Source organism: Pseudoflavitalea sp. G-6-1-2 (assembly GCF_012927185.1).
Lineage (GTDB): Bacteria > Bacteroidota > Bacteroidia > Chitinophagales > Chitinophagaceae > Pseudobacter.
Genome location: NZ_JABBGB010000003.1, coordinates 113,295 through 130,425 on the forward strand (window position 1 = coordinate 113,295; position 17,131 = coordinate 130,425).

The window sequence follows — 17,131 nt, forward strand, 5'->3', positions numbered from 1 at the left end:
TCAATGAAAAGAGTATTATCAGTGTTGCTGTTGGCTGGTTTGGTTACAAACCTGCAGGCACAATCGAAAGTGGTGATCAAAGGAACGGTAAAAGGAGATCTGAAAGGATTCAATAAAGTGTATCTGTTCGGAGATAATGTAAACGGTGATGCAACAGAAATAAAGAACGGAACATTCTCTTTCAGCTTCCCCTGGAAAGTAGGTGCATCTCCATTCATTTACAGTGAATACGATTCTGCTGCTACTACCGGAGGATACTCTTTTCCGATTGTAGTGGATGGGCCAGGTACGGTGAATCTGAAAATTGCCGACGTTACCAAAGGGTTTATCTCCGGAACCATCACCGGAAATAAATCTGCTGCTGCTTTCCACGAGTTTGACAAAGGTCAGCGTACCATGCAAAGCGATCTCCTGGCTGAACTGGGTAAGCGCTTTCCGGGTAAAGGCAAATCCGATTCTGTTTTCCGTAAGGCCTTCTCGCAGGAACGTATTGATCGGATGATCCCCTATGTCAGCAATTTTGTTGAGGCACATGCAGCAGAATATGTAGGAGCGTTCGTATTGCTTCGTTACAAAAATATGTTGCCTGATGAAAACGTGGAGAAGCTGTTCGCCAAACTGAGCGCTGCGATGCAGGCATCCATTCCCGGCAAAGAGGTAAGAGATCATCTCAGTGGAATGAAACGTTCCGGACTCGGCAACCTGGTGGACGATTTTACATTGAGTACGCCTGTTGGCGATTCCATCAGCTTCAGCAGCTTCCGCGGAAAATATGTGATGGTAGATTTCTGGAGCAGCTGGTGCGGCCCCTGCAAGGCATCCTTTCCGCACATGAAAGAAGTGTATCAGAAGTATCAGGGAAAGAATTTTGAGATACTCGGCATTTCGATCGATGAAGAGAAAGCTGCCTGGCTGAAAGAAATAGATAAGCAGCGTTTGCCCTGGCCACAGGTACTCGATACCAAAAAAATATATGTTACCAGTTTTGGCGTAACGGGCGTTCCTACTGCGTTTCTGATAAGTCCGGAAGGAAAGATCCTTCTCAAGGAGATCGGCTTCGACAAACACGGAAACAGCCTGATGGAAAAGAAACTGAAAGAGTTGTTCGATAAGTAAGACATATTGCCATGAAACCCCCTGAGGCTGTATCATTCGGTTGATACAGCCTCTTTTCTTTTCCTGTACCTGGCTTTATCGAGTTTTACCCGCGTTTGGCAGTTATTAACAGTAAGTTTTTTTTCCGGAGATTTTCTTTGATGAAAAATATCTCCCATGAAGCAGAAGATACTGTTATTGGTAGTCGCATCGGTGGTATTCTTAGCGAGTTGCAGTAAAAGCAAAACCAGGCCGGAAGATGAGGAACCTGTAAAACCTCCGGGTGAAACCAAAGATGTACTGGTGTTGCAGCGGTATGAAGACAGTTCCAATATACTGGAGTTTAAGTATAACGATAAGCTTGAGGTTATAAGGATCAACAAGGCAAGAAAGTATGAAGGAGAAGTGATTGCAGAACATTACGTAACGGTTACTAATGAAAAAGGCAGCCCTGTAAAAGCAGAATTGTATATGGGATCAGGCTCGAATTACACCCGTGTGCTGGTGATCAGCTTCGGTTATGATGCACAGGAACGAGTAACGAAGATCGCCCGTGTGTATTACAATCCTGATGGACAACCGAATCCCCGAAGCGGCTCGTTTACACAGTTTGTTCACTACGATGGCCCCCAAAAAGTGATCAGAATGGAGAGGGAAGACAACGGCAAAACCGAACTGGAACTGAAGTTCGATGCACAGGGAAATGCAAGAGAAGCAGACCTGAAAGTTTTTGCGAATGGGAGAGATTACGATATCACTCACAAAGCAGGTTTCGACGATGGTGCCAATCCTTTTGCTGTAAGAAGACTGGGATGGCTGCTGTATGGAATAGATTTACGGGATATCTTCGCCCCATCCCAGTTATTCTCGCAAAATAATGTAACCAGCTATTCGAGGGTAGAAGTAAGTTCCCTGCTGATTCCTGAAGACCCGCTATCGAATGAAGTGATAGTAAGATCTGAAAAAAATGAGTTCACCTGCGGCTATGATGGCTTGTTTCAGCTAACGAAACTGAACAGAACAAGGGCAGAACTCGTGAAATACAATGAAAAAGTAGTTGAAGACAAAACAACCACCAACCTTGGCAGGCTCACCTGGGGGCTTAAAAAGATCCCGAAATAACTGCCGGTAACTGTAGTATAGTGGATTGCACGAAATAGGGCGCCTCATACATGGGGCGCCCTTTATCATACAATCATCCGATGTTTATTATACGATGCCAGCGAGTTCGAGGCTCTTCTTCTTCAGTTTTCTGATCTCCACATCTTCGATGATGGAATCAGGACTGAGAATCAGCGACGTGTTGTTCTCTCTCCACCAGCTGTTGCTGCGGAGTTCTTCGAATGCGAGTACACCAACCAGATACTTACGGTCGGTTTCTGCATGCCATTCTTCTATCCATTCGAACTTCTCTTTGGGGATGTACTTCCAGTCGTCGAAGCTCACATATACGCGCACGTAGAAATCGTTGGTAAGTTCCTGCGGAGTATGGTGGTAGAGTTTTTTGTACTCGTATTTGTACTGATAGCGGAGGGCTGACAGATCGCTTAGTACTGCAGATGCAGTAGGGAAGCTGCCTGCGCCTTTTCCGTAGAAGAATTGTTTGTCGGCAAATCCGCTTTCGATAACCACACCATTGTATTCGTTCTTCACAAATGCGAGGTGATCGTCGTGTTTGATGAACTGCGGCAATACGAATGCTGCCACTTTTCCGTTCTGCAGTTTCTTGGCCTGTGCCACCAGCTTGATATCGTAATGTTTCTCGCGTGCTACGGTTGCATCGCCGGCCTGTACATTCTGAATGCCGTTGAATACGATATTGTCAGGATGTTCTACAATGCCATATGCGTGTGTGAGCAGGAAAGCCCATTTGTTCACAGCATCGTATCCTTCCACATCGAGTGTAGGATCGGATTCTGCGAAACCAAGCTGCTGAGCAAGGATCAGGGCGTCGCGGAAGCTCAGGTTCTCTTCAAACATTTTGGTGAGAATGAAGTTGGTTGAGCCGTTCACGATTGCTTTGATGGAGTGCAGCAGATCGTTATCGTAATATTCTTCGAGGTTGCGGATCACGGGGATAGACGCACAGGCAGCTGCTTCGCATAAGAAGGAGCGGTCGGTTTGCTTTTGAAGTCCCAGCAGTTCCGGCAGGTGTTCTGCGATCATTTTTTTGCTGGCGCTCACTACATCCTTTCCGTTTTTCAAAGCCGTGCTAACGATATCGAATGCATTCTCAGATTCGTTGATCACTTCTACAATTACGTTGATCTCAGGATCGTTCAGCAGAACGTCTTTGTCTGTAGTGAAGAGACTGTCTGGTGCATTGCGTTTTTTCTCAGGGTTCTTTATACAAACCTTCTTGATGCTGGCTTTCAGAGAAGGCGTTTGCTGCAGCACTTTGTAAAGTCCTTCGCCCACTACGCCGAATCCGAATAAGCCGATTGTTAACTGTTTATGTGCGTCCATCGTTGATGATATTGAAATGTATATTGATTGATTTGATTGATATTACATGGTTACTTCCCACTCGTCTTCAATGAACTTCCAGTCACTGAAGCTTTCTTTACCTCCGCGGATCTTCCAATCCGAGTCGATGGTGAGCTTGGAGCTGATACCACCTCTGGGATTGCAGATCATCACTACACGCATTCGCTCTGGTTCGTACACTGCGAGGAGGTCTTCGTAAATGATATTGATCAGCCGCTCATAGGAAGCAACGATATTGCGCAACTGGAAAATGTATTGCTTGAAAGATTTCAGCTCAATCACTTTCTTGCCGGGATAGAACGTGAGATAGATCACGGCAAAGTCCGGTTGCTCTTTAACACCGAGGAATGTAAATTCCGGAATCTTGATTTTGATCTCGTATGCCTTATCTGTGGGGTTCGGGATCGCTTTCAAAAGACTTCTGTCGATGTCTTTGTAGGTTTTGATAGTTTCCTGTATCATATAATGTTGTATGCTGCTTTAGCAGGATGCCGGTTGTTGATGCGCGTTAGTAGCGGCTTCGAATTTTGCGGCACTGGTATGGAATGCCTGATCGAGATCCTTGATGAGATCCTGCGCATCCTCAAGGCCGAGGCTGAGCCTGATCAGACTGTCTGAAACGCCCGCTGCATGACGCTTTTCGGCGGGTATCGATTTATGGGTCATTGTTGCAGGATGGCTTACGAGGCTTTTGATGCCGCCGAGGCTTTCTGCGAGTTTAAATAATTGGGTGGAGGTAACCAGCGCTTTGGCTGCATCGATATGATCGTGCTTCAGCGTAAAGGATACGATACCTCCGAAACCTTTGGATTGCTTCTTCGCAATTTCATGCCCGGGGTGGGTTTTGAGTCCGGGATAGAATACTTTGTCCACAGCAGGATGCTGCTCCAGATATTCTGCAATCACCTGTGCGCTTTCGCCATGCTGGCGAACACGGAGATGCAGTGTTTCGATGCCGCGGATCACCAGCCAGCTGTCGAATGGTCCGAGAATATTGCCGGTTGCATTCTGGAAGAACTTGATGCGTGCTCCGAGTTCCGGATCTTTGGTTACCACCAGACCCGCGATGAGGTCACTGTGACCGCCGAGATATTTTGTAGCGGAATGCACTACGATGTCTGCGCCGAGCAGCAGTGGTTGCTGAAGGGCAGGAGAGGCGAAAGTGTTATCCACTACGAGCAGACATCGGTTGGCCTTTGCAATTTTGGCAATGGCTTCGATATCGGAGATCTTGAGTGTAGGATTGGTGGGCGTTTCGAGCCAGATCAGTTTGGTATTGGGCGTGATGGCATTGAAAACCTTTTCGGGATCTGAAGTATCCACGAAGTGAATTTTGATGCCGAACTGCGCATATACCTGCGTGAAGAGTCTGTAAGCGCCTCCGTAAATATCATCTACGGCTACAATTTCGTCTCCTGTTTTTAGGAGTTTGGCAACGGCGTCGATGGCTGCGAGGCCGCTGGCGAATGCGAGCCCTGTGGATCCGCCTTCGAGTTGTGCAATCAGTGATTCGAGTGTGGCGCGTGTGGGATTGCCGCTGCGCGCATAGTCGTACCCTTTGTTTTCACCTGGAGCATCCTGCACGAAGGTGGATGTCTGATAGATGGGCACTGATACAGCTCCGGTTAATGGATCTACGGGAATGCTGTGAATGAGTTGTGTTGTCGCTTGCATGATAAACAGTTTTTGTGATGTAATGCCGTGTTTTTTCCGGAGGCACCATCGTTGATGATTTTGAATAAACAGTGTTCTGCGACAGCAATTATCAAGAGTGGAAAACGATCGGGAGAGTGTTTAGAATGCCCGCCCGTACTGCGAAGCAGTTCAGGTATGGGCAAAAAAAAACTCTTCCGATAGTCAGGAAGAGCTTTTCAATATCTTTTGAAAGGAATTGTTTGAAGCTATTATCTGACTTATCTGTCCCAACTGGTGTTGGGTGGAATTGGCACCTTTTTCTTTATGTTTTGCTCATAAAGAATAGGTTGTCAAGGCGTCATCGGGCCATATCCCTCTGCCTTTCTTGATAAGAGATGTAAAAAGAACTGGTGCAAAGATAAGTGGGAAATCGATATAAACAAAAAAACCTGGAGACTTGCGTCCCCAGGCTATAATAACGGCGGAAAAGAGACCGCTTAGAATCTGTATCCTACAGATACACCGAAGCCGGTGTTCTTCATTTTCGCTTTAGTGCTTACTTCTTGTCCGTTTACTTCAACTTTAGGCAACAGGTTAGTGAGGCCCAGTTGAGCGTTCAGTTGGAAAGAAAGTTTGTTGCTCATTTCATAACCAACGAGGAGGTTACCACCTGCGTCGATACGTTTGAGAGCACCAGCGTCTTCCAGTTTGGTGATTTTGTTCTTGAACTTGATGTCAGTGCTACCACCATCATTTTTGTATTTTCCACCTACAGCAATGCCGAGGTAAGGTCCAACACCAAGGATGAGTTTACCATCACCCAGTTCTGGTTTGTAAACAAAGTTTACAGGTACTTCGATGTAAGAAAGGTTGGTTTTGCCTGAACCTTCTTCATCTTTAGCACCTTTAGTGCTGAACAACACACCTGGCTGAACAAAGAACTCGTCAGCAACAGGAATCTCGGCGTTTACGCCAACATGGAAGCCAGTTTTGATTTTACCATTGTCCTTATCTCCTTTTGCATCTTTTCCATTCAGATTCTGAAAGTTCACACCTGCACGAACGCCAAAGGTAGTCTTGCTTTGTGCGTGTGCTGCGCCTGCCATCAGAGCTAAAACTGCGCTAAGAGCCAGAAATTTTCTTTTCATTTTCTTGGTTTTTGATTACGAAACGATCTTGATATTGGTCTGTGATATAGGGTTCGTTATTTGGCGAAGCTTAAACGAAAAAGGATCACAATTAATTGTTCGCCTCTTTGGTTGACTCTGCTTTCATTTTTTCATTTGCAGTGATCAGGAAGTTAACGCGACGGTTCTGTGCACGTCCTTCTTCTGTATCATTTGTAGCAACAGGAGCTGTTTTACCATATCCTTTGGTTGTTACACGTGATGCACTAACACCTTTCTTGATCAAATTGTTTGCTACTGCAGTTGCTCTTTTTTGTGAAAGTGTCATGTTATATGCATCCGCACCTTTCGCATCTGTGTGACCCTGTACTTCAATATAAGTGTCAGGATTATTCTTCAATACTTCAGCCAGTTTGCTGAGATTGCCTTCTGCAGAAGGAGAAAGATCAGATTTGTCGAATCCGAACAGGATCTTGTCGTTGAACTCTACAACGATACCTTCACCTACGCGCTCAACTTTTGCTCCAGGTACTTCGTTTTTGATCTGCTCTGCCTGTTTATCCATTTTCTTTCCGATCACAGTTCCGGTTACACCGCCCACTGCTGCTCCGATGATCGCTCCCAATGCCGCGTTACCGGCAACTTTACCGATTACAGCTCCAACGGCTGCACCACCGGCTGTTCCGATTACTGCTCCTTTTTGTGTTTTGTTCATGCTGCTGCAGCTCGCTAATAATACTGATGCCGCAATAAGTCCTGTCAGGGTGTTTTTAAGTAGTTTCATAGACTGTTTATTTAAATGTAAATCAAGGTGACCCGGTTGAACTGAATGTTTGCTAGTAGATTCAAAGCAGAAATGATGCTGCAAAACTCATGAAAAAAAATTACAATCAGTTCATCAGAATTTCCACCTGATCTTGAAAACTCAAACATGCCCTTTCAATTTTTATACCACAATCGCACTTTGTCACGTATCTCATTGAGCCTGAATGCTAAAAAGTAGTTAACGTACTACAACTTTTCAGCGCATCTTTTGTTTGTATATTTGATGCTTTCCCGAACTGGACTGCGATTGACCTTATTCTCTCCCATATTCCCTGTTCCGGAAAAATAAAAATTCAGCCCTCTGCAATTATGGCAAATGTGAAAGTAAACAAGGCAGTGTCAGCCGAAAACGGACAAAATAACGGTAGCCCGGCCACACACCACGAAATGATCGATGTTTTTGGAGCCCGCGTTCATAACCTCAAGAATATCGACATCAGTATACCAAAGAATAAACTCGTTGTAATAACAGGTATCAGCGGCAGCGGAAAATCTTCCCTCGCTTTCGATACCATCTATGCCGAAGGGCAAAGACGCTACATGGAAAGTTTCGGCGCTTATGCCAGACAATTCATCGGCGATATGGAACGCCCCGACGTGGACAAAATCACCGGGCTTTCTCCTGTTATCTCCATCGAACAAAAAACTACCAACAAAAATCCTCGCTCCACTGTTGGCACCATCACCGAAGTGTACGACTTCATGCGCCTGCTCTACGCACGCATCGGAGAAGCTTACAGTTACAACACCGGTAAAAAAATGGTGAAGTTCAGTGAGGAAGAAATCGTCAGCAATATCTACCAACGCTTCCCCGGTAAAAAAATTACATTGCTCGCTCCGCTTGTGCGTGGCCGTAAGGGACATTACCGCGAACTGTTTGAAGATATCCGCAAAAAAGGTTTTGTTAAAGTTCGCGTAGATGGAGAAGTGAAAGACCTCGTTCCCAAAATGCAGGTAGATCGTTACAAGATACACGACATCGAAGTGGTGATCGACAGACTGCCTGTTACGGAAGACATGAAACTCCGTCTCAGCCAGAGCGTTCAGAAAACTTTGCAGACCGGTAAAGACCTGATGTTCCTGCTGGTGAACGAGAGCGATAAAATTATCCAGTTCTCCAAACAACTGATGTGCGAAGATACCGGCATCAGTTACGAAGAACCATCTCCCAATTCATTTTCATTCAACTCTCCCTACGGCGCATGCCCTACCTGCAAAGGACTTGGCGTGGTGTATCAGGTGAGTATGGATGCCATCATACCCGATCCTTCCAAAAGCATCAACGAAGGGGGCATCGCACCACTCGGTGAAGAAAGAGAGAACACCATCTTCAAACAGGTGCAACAACTCGCCAAAAAGCATAAGTTCAAAATGGATGTGCCTGTGAAAGATCTTCCGGCAAAAGCCATGAACATACTGCTTCACGGAAATGAGAACGGCTCCGACGACGAACACCTCGATTTTGAAGATGTGCCCGAAGGCAATATCTACATGACCGAGTTTGAAGGTGTAGTGCCGCAACTGAAACGCTGGTTCGCCGGCAGCAGCAGCGACGCCATTCGTCAGTGGGTGGAACAATTCATGGAACTGAAAAGCTGCCCCACCTGTGAAGGACAAAGACTAAAAAAAGAAAGTCTCTGGTTTAAAGTAGACGATAAGAATATTGCAGAAGTGAGCGAACTGAATCTCGATAAACTGATGGTTTGGTTCAGCGATATCGAAAAAAGACTGAGCGATAAACAGAACGTGATTGCGAAAGATGTGCTGAAAGAAATCCGTGAGCGCTTGCAGTTTCTGCTCGATGTTGGTCTCACATACCTCACGCTTAACCGCGCTTCGCGCACATTGAGCGGGGGAGAGAGCCAGCGTATCAGGCTCGCCACGCAGATCGGATCGCAGCTGCAGGGCATCACGTATATTCTCGATGAGCCGAGCATCGGCCTGCATCAGCGCGATAACCATCGCCTCATTACAGCATTGCAGCATCTTCGCGATATCGGCAACAGCGTGCTTGTGGTAGAGCACGATAAAGATATCATGATGGCGGCCGATCACCTCGTAGACATCGGTCCCAAAGCCGGATACCACGGCGGAAGGGTAGTGGCACAAGGCACTCCGCAAAGCATGCTCAAACTCGATACCCTCACGTCATCCTACCTGAATGGTCATCGTGGCATTGCCGTTCCCAAAGAACGCAGAAAAGGCAATGGCAAGAATCTGGAGATCAAAGGAGCCAAAGGCAATAACCTGAAAGATGTGAGCGTGAAGTTTCCGCTCGGAAAATTCATTGTGGTTACCGGTGTGAGCGGAAGCGGAAAATCTACCCTCATCAACGAAACGCTGTATCCGATTCTGAGCAAGCATGCTTACAACAGCCGCATGACTCCCCTCACATACAAATCGGTGAAAGGGTTGGAGCATATCGATAAGGTAATTGAAATAGATCAGAGCCCCATCGGAAGAACACCGCGAAGCAACCCGGCAACCTACTGTGGTTTCTTCACCGACATCCGTACTTTGTTTGCTGCGATTCCCGAAGCGAAGATCCGCGGGTACAATGCCGGCAGATTTTCTTTCAACGTGAAAGGTGGAAGATGTGATGTTTGTGAAGGCGGCGGCATGCGTGTAATTGAAATGAATTTCCTGCCCGATGTGTATGTGCCCTGCGAAAAATGTCAGGGAAAAAGATATAATCGCGAAACTTTAGAGATCCGGTATAAGGGTAAATCCATTTCCGATGTTTTAGATATGACGGTGGAAGATGCGGTGCAGTTCTTCGAGAACGTGCCGTACATCTATCGAAAAATAAAAGTGCTGGAAGAGGTTGGTCTCGGATACATCACATTAGGGCAGTCGGCTGTAACCCTCAGTGGTGGCGAGGCTCAGCGTGTGAAGCTTGCTACCGAACTGGGCAAGAAAGATACCGGCAAAACATTTTACATTCTCGATGAGCCAACAACAGGTCTTCATTTTGAAGATATTCAGCACCTGCTGGATGTACTCAATAAACTGGTAGAACGTGGCAACACCGTTCTGGTGATCGAGCATAACCTCGATGTGATAAAGGTGGCCGATCATTTGATCGATCTCGGTCCCGAAGGAGGAGATGGCGGTGGCAGAATCCTCTTCGAGGGCGTACCCGAAGATCTGGTGAAAGTGAAGGAAAGTTTCACCGGAAAATTCCTGAAAGACGAACTAAAATAAATATGAAACGAGTATTGATAGATATGGACGAGGTGATTGCCGATCCCATGGGCGCAATGATCACCTGGTACGAAAAAGAATATGGCGGTAAAGTAGATTACAGTAAGATGGATGGAAGCTGGGCCTATGGTTTTCCCGAAGAACACAGACACCTTATCCGCCCCAAACTGAATGAACCTGGTTTTTTCCGTCACCTCCCCGTGATGAAAGATGCGGTAGCCGTACTTGAAGAGATCAACAAAAAGTATGAGTTGTTCATCGTGTCGGCAGCAATGGAGTTCCCGAATTCATTAAAAGACAAGCTGGAATGGCTGGGCGATCATTTCCCATTCATTACATGGCAGCAGGTTACGCTTTGCGGAGACAAACGTCTGGTATCCGGAGATTTTATGATCGACGATCATACGAAGAACCTGGATACTTTCGGCGGAAAGCAGTACCTGTTCACTTCTCCTCATAATCTCTCTGTTGACAAATACGATCGTATCAACAGCTGGGAAGAAGCTGCGAAGATCTTCTTATCATAACAGCACTTTACTTATTGGTATAAAAACAAGTAGCCGGCAATTACTCATCGCCGGCTACTGAGGATACTGGGAGAACCAGAAAAATTTACTTTGCTTTTTCCAATAAGCGGGTGCAGGGAGTGATCAATAAAATCTTTTTTCGGAACTATCTGGGTACTGAAATTATAGGGAACGGATTGGGTTTTCTTAATCTTACCGGATGATTGGATTTTACCAATGTCCCTGCGTGCTTATTGGTTAATAGTTATGGAAAGCAAAGAACTTCTTTATTGCACTATTACCTGTCCGTTTTCAATCCGCTCATCTTCACTGAACACTTCAAACAGGTAATTGCCTTTTTCTAAATTTTGAACAATGGTGGTTTGCTTGTGCTTAATGTTGGCACGCTTAACCAGTTTCCCTTCCACATCGAAGAGAAATAGCTGATACCATTTTCCTTCTTCCCCTGCAGCATTGAAGAACAGTACTTCCTGTTTTGCATCGGGCGTTAGTTTAATCGTATGCTTTTTGCTGGTCACCAGTTTTTTTACAACAATTGTATCACGGGTAACAGTCTGCACAGGCAGCGGGCATCCGGATGCAGAGGGATACTGCAGTATCAGCACGAAGAGCAGTACGGAGATGCCTGAAATTCGATACGGACTCAGTTTTCTGTAGGGTACAAATAATTGCATAGGCGAACGGATTGATGAACGCAATTATTAAAGGGTACGGATCAAATTATTGTTACAATGCTTACTAGAATCGGATTGGACAACGGGTTGAGTTGTCGAAGTTTTCGCTTCTTCCTAATCTGATACCCAGCTTGATGCCAAATGTGTAGTAGGCGTCGTTGCGGCCGGAGTTACCTCTCTGGAGGCCCGGTGCATGATACTTTTGATCAGGACCAGGAAGGCTTTTGTTTGCCATCCTTGCAGCCAGCTGTGCCTGCGCAACATTCTTGGTATTATTAAAGAAGAGCTTTGGATCGATGTAATTGGTGCTCACGTCGTCGATATAATCGGTGAACGTTTGACGGTGGATCACTTCCGCACTAAGGCTTATCTTGTCGTTGAGGAAGTACTTTACACCGATGCCTAATGGCACGTTCATCTCCGTGAGTTTGTAAGGCTTTCTGTCAGGATATTCTTTCATGCCCTGGCCTTCAGTGTGAAGCGGTTGCAGATCAACCCATTTGCCTGTCTTAGGATCCTGGCCCTGTGGATTGAATTTGAACATACCTACACCAGCCACTACATATGGACGTAGTCTGTGCCAAACATCGGAAGGATCATCTTCGAGAAACACAGTGGGATAAAATTCTGCCAGCAGTAAAACTTCAGAAAGTTTAGAACGGAAATTCAGGTTACGCGTTTTGCGGGCTTCTTCGTAACCGCCTTTGCCTTTGATGATGGCATCATCACCTTCGAGACGGCCAAGATTCCCTGCCAGCCTGAATCCCAGCCATTCAGTTGGTTGATAAGCTACGTATGCGCCATACGTGAGAGTTGTTGTGGGGAAGTTATTATCCTTGAGGAAAGTTGTTCCCTTGCCTTTGTTACCACCCAAATCGCCAAGGAAGTTGGAGGGGCCGAGAGTGATACCAATTTCCCAGGAAGAAGATTTCTCTCCATACTGGCTAAACGAAGTAAGACTTCCGCAGAGACATGCAAGTGATAATACCCAGCGCTTCCCTACAGAAAAGCGTAGATGCTGCTTCATGTGATATTAGATTTATAGTTTTCAGACGGTCGATGGATCCAGGGTGGATGCGTTAAAGCATATCACCGCGATAGTAATAACGCAGAAGTGTAGGTTTTTTGTGTGCAGCTGCACAAAAAAAATTATTGATGTGAGATGATTGTGGAAAAGCTTGCTCAGTGCGAAGGATGGAGAATCATTTCAATGTGTTCTATGTTGTCTTCCAGATAGATATCGCTCGTTTGTGTGAAACCGATAGATTCGTAGAATTTCCTGAGGTATAGTTGTGCTCCGATCTTTATATCGTGTAATCCCCATCGTAAAATTACTTCGTCGATGGAACGCTTCATCAATTCTCTTCCGATACCTGTACCACGCGATAACGGGGAGGATACCACGCGGCCGATAGAAATTTCATCATAGGAAATTCCCGCAGGCACCAGCCTTGTTGATGCAACGAGCTGATCGTTCTGCCAGCCCATCACATGCAGGCAATGCTGATCTTTATTATCCATATCGAGAAATACGCAGTTCTGCTCCACTACAAATACTTCGCTGCGCAATCGGAGCATGGCATACAGCTCATGAGGAGTGAGTTCGTTGAAGGGCTTTACAATCCAGGTTGTAGCGGACATCGATATTGATTTAGAGAAATGATCAGTAACCGTATTTGTCTTTCCAGAGGCTCTTCAGGTAGCGCCTCAGTTCTTCTTCCCGTGCATTTTTACCGGGACTGTAAAAGGCGCGGCCCGATAATGCATCCGGAAGATATTCCTGTTCGGAGAAATTATTATCGAAACTATGCGAATACTTATAGTCTTTGCCGTAGTTGAGGTTCTTCATCAGCTTTGTAGGTGCATTGCGGATATGCAGTGGAACAGGCAGGTCGCCGGTTTGTTTTACTGCACTGATAGCGTCATTGATGGCCATGTATGAGGCATTGCTCTTGGGAGAGGAAGCAAGATATACGGCACACTGGCTGAGAATGATCCTCGACTCCGGATGCCCGATCTTATTCACGGCATCGAATGTTGCGTTGGCTATCACCAGCGCCGTGGGGTTGGCATTGCCGATATCTTCACTGGCCGAGATCAGCAGTCTGCGTGCAATGAACTTCACATCTTCGCCGCCTTCGATCATGCGTGCAAGCCAGTACACTGCTCCATTGGGATCACTTCCACGGATGCTTTTGATGAAAGCCGAAATGATGTCGTAGTGCTGCTCTCCGTTCTTATCGTACATGGCTATGCGCTGTTGCGCTATCTCCATTACATCGTTGTCGGTAACAACAATTTCATCGTCGGGTTTGGCATTGCCTGCACTAATGGTGTCTACCACCAGCTCAAAGAGATTGAGCAGCTTGCGTGCGTCGCCGCCGGAGATGGCAATGAGGGCGCTCGTTTCTTTGAGGCTGATCTTTTTCTGGCTGAGCAACATATCCTCTGCCATTGCATGGCGCAGCAGTTTAATGAGGTCTTCTTCACTGAGTGATTTCAGTACGTATACCTGACATCTGCTCAGCAGGGCCGAGTTCACTTCGAAGCTTGGATTCTCTGTTGTGGCTCCGATAAGTGTGATGGTTCCTTTTTCAACGGCTCCGAGCAGGGCATCCTGCTGGCCTTTGTTGAAGCGGTGTATCTCATCGATGAAGAGAATGGCCTTGCTGGTTCTTTTGGCGATATCGATCACTTCCCGTACATCTTTTACGCCTGCGCTGATAGCGCTGAGTGTAAAGAAGGGAAGCTGTAATGTATGCGCAATGATATTGGCAATGGTGGTTTTGCCGGTACCGGGAGGGCCCCAGAGGATCATGGATGGAACCTTACCCTGCTCGATGCTCTTTCGCAGAATACTGCCTTCACCGGCCAGGTGTTCCTGTCCGGCGAGCTGATCGAGACTCTCCGGACGCAGGCGTTCTGCAAGGGGAACGAATGCTTCATTCATGTGCCGAAGTTACTAAAAAAATTAGTTTTGAGAAGTTTTGCAAAAGCGGCTGAAAAGGAAAAGGGGCCGGCCTTTTGAGGCAGCCCCTTCTGTATGAGTTATTGTTCGTCGTTCTCAGATCTCGCCGGAGGCGGATCGAAAACCCGACCATATTGTTTCAGCAATTTCCAGGTGTAGAATACATGCGGAATTATTATCAGATAATAAGCCAGCATGATCCATGGCGTAGCCATCATAAAATTGCTGATGATCTGTCCCTGATCGGCTGCACTCGGCGGCAGTTGTTTAATGTATTCTTCTGCCTGCAATTGCAGTTTCTCGGGGCTTGCGATCATTATTCCTGCTTCCACAACGCTCAGCGCTGCGATACCCACTGAAATGTAACTGCTCACTTTGATGAGCGTACGAAGGGAGGGTTTGCAATAGAAATATTCCTGCACACCCATTTTCAGAAAACGGTAACTGGTATAGCTATAGATCACCAGTGCGGCGCCGATGATTATCGAAACAAACATCAGCGGATTGGCCAATGCAGCCGGAAGCAGCACCACTATTGGTAATGCAATCAGCGCTGCTACGGCCAGTAAAATATAAGTAGCGATTCTGTATAAAGTCATGTTCTATTTCAGATTGAGACTGATCTGCAGCTCATCGAGCTGTTTATCGTCAATGGAAGAAGGAGCATCGAGCATCATATCTCTTCCGCTGTTGTTTTTAGGGAAGGCGATAAAGTCGCGGATGCTTTCACTTCCACCCAGGATAGCGCAGGTACGGTCGAAACCGAATGCGATACCGCCGTGTGGTGGTGCGCCGTATTCGAATGCGCCGAGCAGGAAGCCGAATTTATGCAGCGCTTCTTCTTTGCTCATGCCGAGGGCGGTGAACATCTTCTCCTGCAGTTCGCGCTGGAAGATGCGGATAGATCCGCCACCGATCTCGTTTCCGTTCAGCACCATATCGTACGCGTTTGCTTTGATATGCGCATAAGGATGTTCGAGGTATTTGGCTGCATCGTGAATTACAGGATCGTTGTCGATCATAGCCTGAATATGTGATGGCTTGGGCGCTGTGAACGGGTGGTGACGCGCAACCCAGCGATTATCTTCTTCTGCATATTCGAAGAGCGGGAAGTCCATCACCCAAAGCAACTTGAATTCGTCTTTCTTGCGGAAGCCGAGGCGGTTGCCCATTTCGAGGCGAAGCTCACTGGCGGCTTTGCGGGTTCTTTCTTCACGTCCGGCAAGGATCAGTATGAGGTCGCCTGCCTGTGCTCCGGCAGCTGTAGCGATATTTTTGAGTTGTTCTTCGCTGAAGAATTTGTCTACGCTGCTCTTGTAGCTCACGCCGTTTTCAGTGGCAGTGCATTTGATGTACACCAGTCCCTGCATTCCGATCTGCGGGCGCTTAACCCAGTCTGTGAGTTCATCTGTTTGTTTGCGGGTGTATTCTGCGCATCCGGGAGCTGCAATGGCAATCACGGTTTCAGCGTCGTTGAATACTTTGAAGTCGGTGCCTGCAAGCAGTTCTCCTTTTGCAGGGAGTTCTCCGTTCAGTGTGAAGGCAGACTTGATATTGAGCAGTTGCATGCCGAAACGGATATCGGGTTTGTCGTTTCCGTAGGTCCACATGGCATCTTCCCATGTCATGCGGGGAACTGCTTCCGTATAATCGTAGTTCTTTACTGTTTTGAAGATATGTTTCACCATGCCTTCGAACATCTGGAGAATGTCTTCCTGCTCTACAAAGCACATTTCGCAGTCGATCTGAGTGAACTCAGGCTGACGGTCGGCACGGAGATCCTCATCGCGGAAGCATTTGGTGATCTGATAGTAACGGTCGTATCCGCTCACCATCAGCAGTTGCTTGAAGGTTTGGGGAGACTGGGGCAGGGCATAGAACTGACCGGGGTTCATGCGGGATGGAACCACAAAGTCGCGCGCACCTTCCGGAGTAGATTTGATCAGGAAAGGCGTTTCGATGTCCATGAAATCTTTGCTATTGAGGTATTCGCGTGCTGCCTTGGCAACTGCGAAGCGGAGCTCCAGATTTTTCTTCACGATATTTCTGCGGAGATCGAGGTAGCGGAACTTCATGCGAAGGTCGTCGCCGCCATCGGTTTCGTCCTGAATAGTGAAGGGGGGAACTGCCGACTTATTCAATATGGTGAAAGAAGTGAGTTTGATCTCGATATCTCCCGTAGGGATATTCGGGTTCTTATTGGTTCTTTCAGAAACGATGCCTTTGGCCTGAATTACAAACTCCCTTCCGAGAGGTTGCTGATCGAGCTGATGGTTCAGTTCTTCTCCGAAGAGCAGTTGGGTGATCCCATACCTGTCCCGCAGATCGGCGAACGTGATACTTCCGAATTTTCTTACGCTCTGGATCCATCCGGCCAGGGTAACTTCCTGACCCTGTTGTGCGATACGCAATTCGCCACAGGTATGAGTTCTGTACATCTAATTGAAATTTATTGTAATATCAATGATAAACCAGTGCATTACGGGCACCGGGGGAGGCAAAGGTAATGCTTTCATAATTTTGTGCGGGGGTACTTCCATTTTCAAATTATTCTTTCTATTTTGTTCCCGGTACAATTACCCAACCTCA

Annotated in this window: 15 protein-coding genes and 1 riboswitch; of the genes, 4 read left to right on the forward strand and 11 right to left on the reverse strand. The window is 46.7% G+C overall.

Annotated elements, in window-relative coordinates; translation table 11 throughout:
- The first annotated feature begins 3 nt into the window (after positions 1-3).
- Positions 4-1,116, forward strand: coding sequence for a TlpA disulfide reductase family protein (locus tag HHL16_RS17755; RefSeq protein ID WP_169426647.1), 1,113 nt, complete (start codon positions 4-6; stop codon positions 1,114-1,116).
- Between the two features lie 156 nt (positions 1,117-1,272).
- On the forward strand, positions 1,273-2,217 hold the full coding sequence (locus HHL16_RS17760; protein WP_169426649.1) for a hypothetical protein: 945 nt from the start codon (positions 1,273-1,275) through the stop codon (positions 2,215-2,217).
- Positions 2,218-2,304: 87 nt separating this feature from the next.
- Here HHL16_RS17760 and HHL16_RS17765 read toward each other — a convergent pair whose 3' ends face one another.
- The 5 genes from HHL16_RS17765 to HHL16_RS17785 all read right to left on the reverse strand — a co-directional run bounded on the left by HHL16_RS17765 (position 2,305) and on the right by HHL16_RS17785 (position 7,128).
- Entirely contained in the window at positions 2,305-3,561 is a 1,257-nt protein-coding gene (locus HHL16_RS17765) for a homoserine dehydrogenase (RefSeq protein ID WP_169426651.1), read from the reverse strand.
- Positions 3,562-3,603: 42 nt separating this feature from the next.
- The gene (gene queF, locus HHL16_RS17770) at positions 3,604-4,044 is read right to left on the reverse strand and encodes a preQ(1) synthase (RefSeq protein WP_169426653.1); all 441 of its coding nucleotides are present in this window, start codon (positions 4,042-4,044) and stop codon (positions 3,604-3,606) included.
- Between the two features lie 18 nt (positions 4,045-4,062).
- Positions 4,063-5,256 carry a PLP-dependent aspartate aminotransferase family protein gene (locus HHL16_RS17775; protein ID WP_169426655.1) on the reverse strand — a complete coding sequence of 398 codons (1,194 nt, stop codon included), beginning with the start codon at positions 5,254-5,256 and terminating at the stop codon, positions 4,063-4,065.
- A gap of 236 nt (positions 5,257-5,492) precedes the next feature.
- Positions 5,493-5,612, reverse strand: a riboswitch (SAM riboswitch).
- 102 nt (positions 5,613-5,714) lie between these two features.
- Positions 5,715-6,365, reverse strand: coding sequence for a porin family protein (locus tag HHL16_RS17780; protein WP_169426657.1), 651 nt, complete (start codon positions 6,363-6,365; stop codon positions 5,715-5,717).
- A gap of 91 nt (positions 6,366-6,456) precedes the next feature.
- On the reverse strand, positions 6,457-7,128 hold the full coding sequence (locus HHL16_RS17785) for an OmpA family protein (protein WP_169426659.1): 672 nt from the start codon (positions 7,126-7,128) through the stop codon (positions 6,457-6,459).
- 428 nt (positions 7,129-7,556) lie between these two features.
- On the opposite strand from HHL16_RS17785, the gene uvrA reads away from it, so the two are divergent.
- Both uvrA and HHL16_RS17795 read left to right on the forward strand, forming a co-directional pair.
- The gene (gene uvrA / locus HHL16_RS17790) at positions 7,557-10,373 is read left to right on the forward strand and encodes an excinuclease ABC subunit UvrA (RefSeq protein WP_346766849.1); all 2,817 of its coding nucleotides are present in this window, start codon (positions 7,557-7,559) and stop codon (positions 10,371-10,373) included.
- A 2-nt stretch (positions 10,374-10,375) separates the two neighbouring features.
- Positions 10,376-10,900 (forward strand): 5'(3')-deoxyribonucleotidase, encoded by a 525-nt coding sequence (locus HHL16_RS17795; RefSeq protein WP_169426662.1) that lies wholly within the window; start codon positions 10,376-10,378, stop codon positions 10,898-10,900.
- Positions 10,901-11,166: 266 nt separating this feature from the next.
- On the opposite strand, the gene HHL16_RS17800 is transcribed toward HHL16_RS17795, so the two are convergent.
- From HHL16_RS17800 to aspS, 6 genes are all read right to left on the reverse strand, one after another.
- Positions 11,167-11,574 carry a T9SS type A sorting domain-containing protein gene (locus tag HHL16_RS17800; RefSeq protein WP_169426664.1) on the reverse strand — a complete coding sequence of 136 codons (408 nt, stop codon included), beginning with the start codon at positions 11,572-11,574 and terminating at the stop codon, positions 11,167-11,169.
- Between the two features lie 64 nt (positions 11,575-11,638).
- Positions 11,639-12,601 carry a DUF6089 family protein gene (locus HHL16_RS17805; protein ID WP_169426665.1) on the reverse strand — a complete coding sequence of 321 codons (963 nt, stop codon included), beginning with the start codon at positions 12,599-12,601 and terminating at the stop codon, positions 11,639-11,641.
- Between the two features lie 155 nt (positions 12,602-12,756).
- Positions 12,757-13,215 carry a GNAT family N-acetyltransferase gene (locus HHL16_RS17810; protein WP_169426667.1) on the reverse strand — a complete coding sequence of 153 codons (459 nt, stop codon included), beginning with the start codon at positions 13,213-13,215 and terminating at the stop codon, positions 12,757-12,759.
- A gap of 22 nt (positions 13,216-13,237) precedes the next feature.
- Entirely contained in the window at positions 13,238-14,524 is a 1,287-nt protein-coding gene (locus tag HHL16_RS17815; RefSeq protein ID WP_169426668.1) for a replication-associated recombination protein A, read from the reverse strand.
- A gap of 98 nt (positions 14,525-14,622) precedes the next feature.
- Positions 14,623-15,141: a hypothetical protein gene (locus HHL16_RS17820; protein ID WP_169426670.1), complete on the reverse strand. Its 519-nt coding sequence runs from the start codon at positions 15,139-15,141 to the stop codon at positions 14,623-14,625.
- 3 nt (positions 15,142-15,144) lie between these two features.
- Positions 15,145-16,980, reverse strand: coding sequence for an aspartate--tRNA ligase (gene aspS / locus HHL16_RS17825; RefSeq protein WP_169426671.1), 1,836 nt, complete (start codon positions 16,978-16,980; stop codon positions 15,145-15,147).
- Positions 16,981-17,131 lie beyond the last annotated feature (151 nt).

Coding starts and splice junctions, on each gene's coding strand:
- HHL16_RS17755 (WP_169426647.1), top strand. CDS start 4: ATGAAAAGAGTATTATCAGTGTTGCTGTTGGCTGGTTTGGTTACAAAC.
- HHL16_RS17760 (WP_169426649.1), top strand. CDS start 1,273: ATGAAGCAGAAGATACTGTTATTGGTAGTCGCATCGGTGGTATTCTTA.
- HHL16_RS17765 (WP_169426651.1), bottom strand. CDS start 3,561: ATGGACGCACATAAACAGTTAACAATCGGCTTATTCGGATTCGGCGTA.
- queF (WP_169426653.1), bottom strand. CDS start 4,044: ATGATACAGGAAACTATCAAAACCTACAAAGACATCGACAGAAGTCTT.
- HHL16_RS17775 (WP_169426655.1), bottom strand. CDS start 5,256: ATGCAAGCGACAACACAACTCATTCACAGCATTCCCGTAGATCCATTA.
- HHL16_RS17780 (WP_169426657.1), bottom strand. CDS start 6,365: ATGAAAAGAAAATTTCTGGCTCTTAGCGCAGTTTTAGCTCTGATGGCA.
- HHL16_RS17785 (WP_169426659.1), bottom strand. CDS start 7,128: ATGAAACTACTTAAAAACACCCTGACAGGACTTATTGCGGCATCAGTA.
- uvrA (WP_346766849.1), top strand. CDS start 7,557: ATGATCGATGTTTTTGGAGCCCGCGTTCATAACCTCAAGAATATCGAC.
- HHL16_RS17795 (WP_169426662.1), top strand. CDS start 10,376: ATGAAACGAGTATTGATAGATATGGACGAGGTGATTGCCGATCCCATG.
- HHL16_RS17800 (WP_169426664.1), bottom strand. CDS start 11,574: ATGCAATTATTTGTACCCTACAGAAAACTGAGTCCGTATCGAATTTCA.
- HHL16_RS17805 (WP_169426665.1), bottom strand. CDS start 12,601: ATGAAGCAGCATCTACGCTTTTCTGTAGGGAAGCGCTGGGTATTATCA.
- HHL16_RS17810 (WP_169426667.1), bottom strand. CDS start 13,215: ATGTCCGCTACAACCTGGATTGTAAAGCCCTTCAACGAACTCACTCCT.
- HHL16_RS17815 (WP_169426668.1), bottom strand. CDS start 14,524: ATGAATGAAGCATTCGTTCCCCTTGCAGAACGCCTGCGTCCGGAGAGT.
- HHL16_RS17820 (WP_169426670.1), bottom strand. CDS start 15,141: ATGACTTTATACAGAATCGCTACTTATATTTTACTGGCCGTAGCAGCG.
- aspS (WP_169426671.1), bottom strand. CDS start 16,980: ATGTACAGAACTCATACCTGTGGCGAATTGCGTATCGCACAACAGGGT.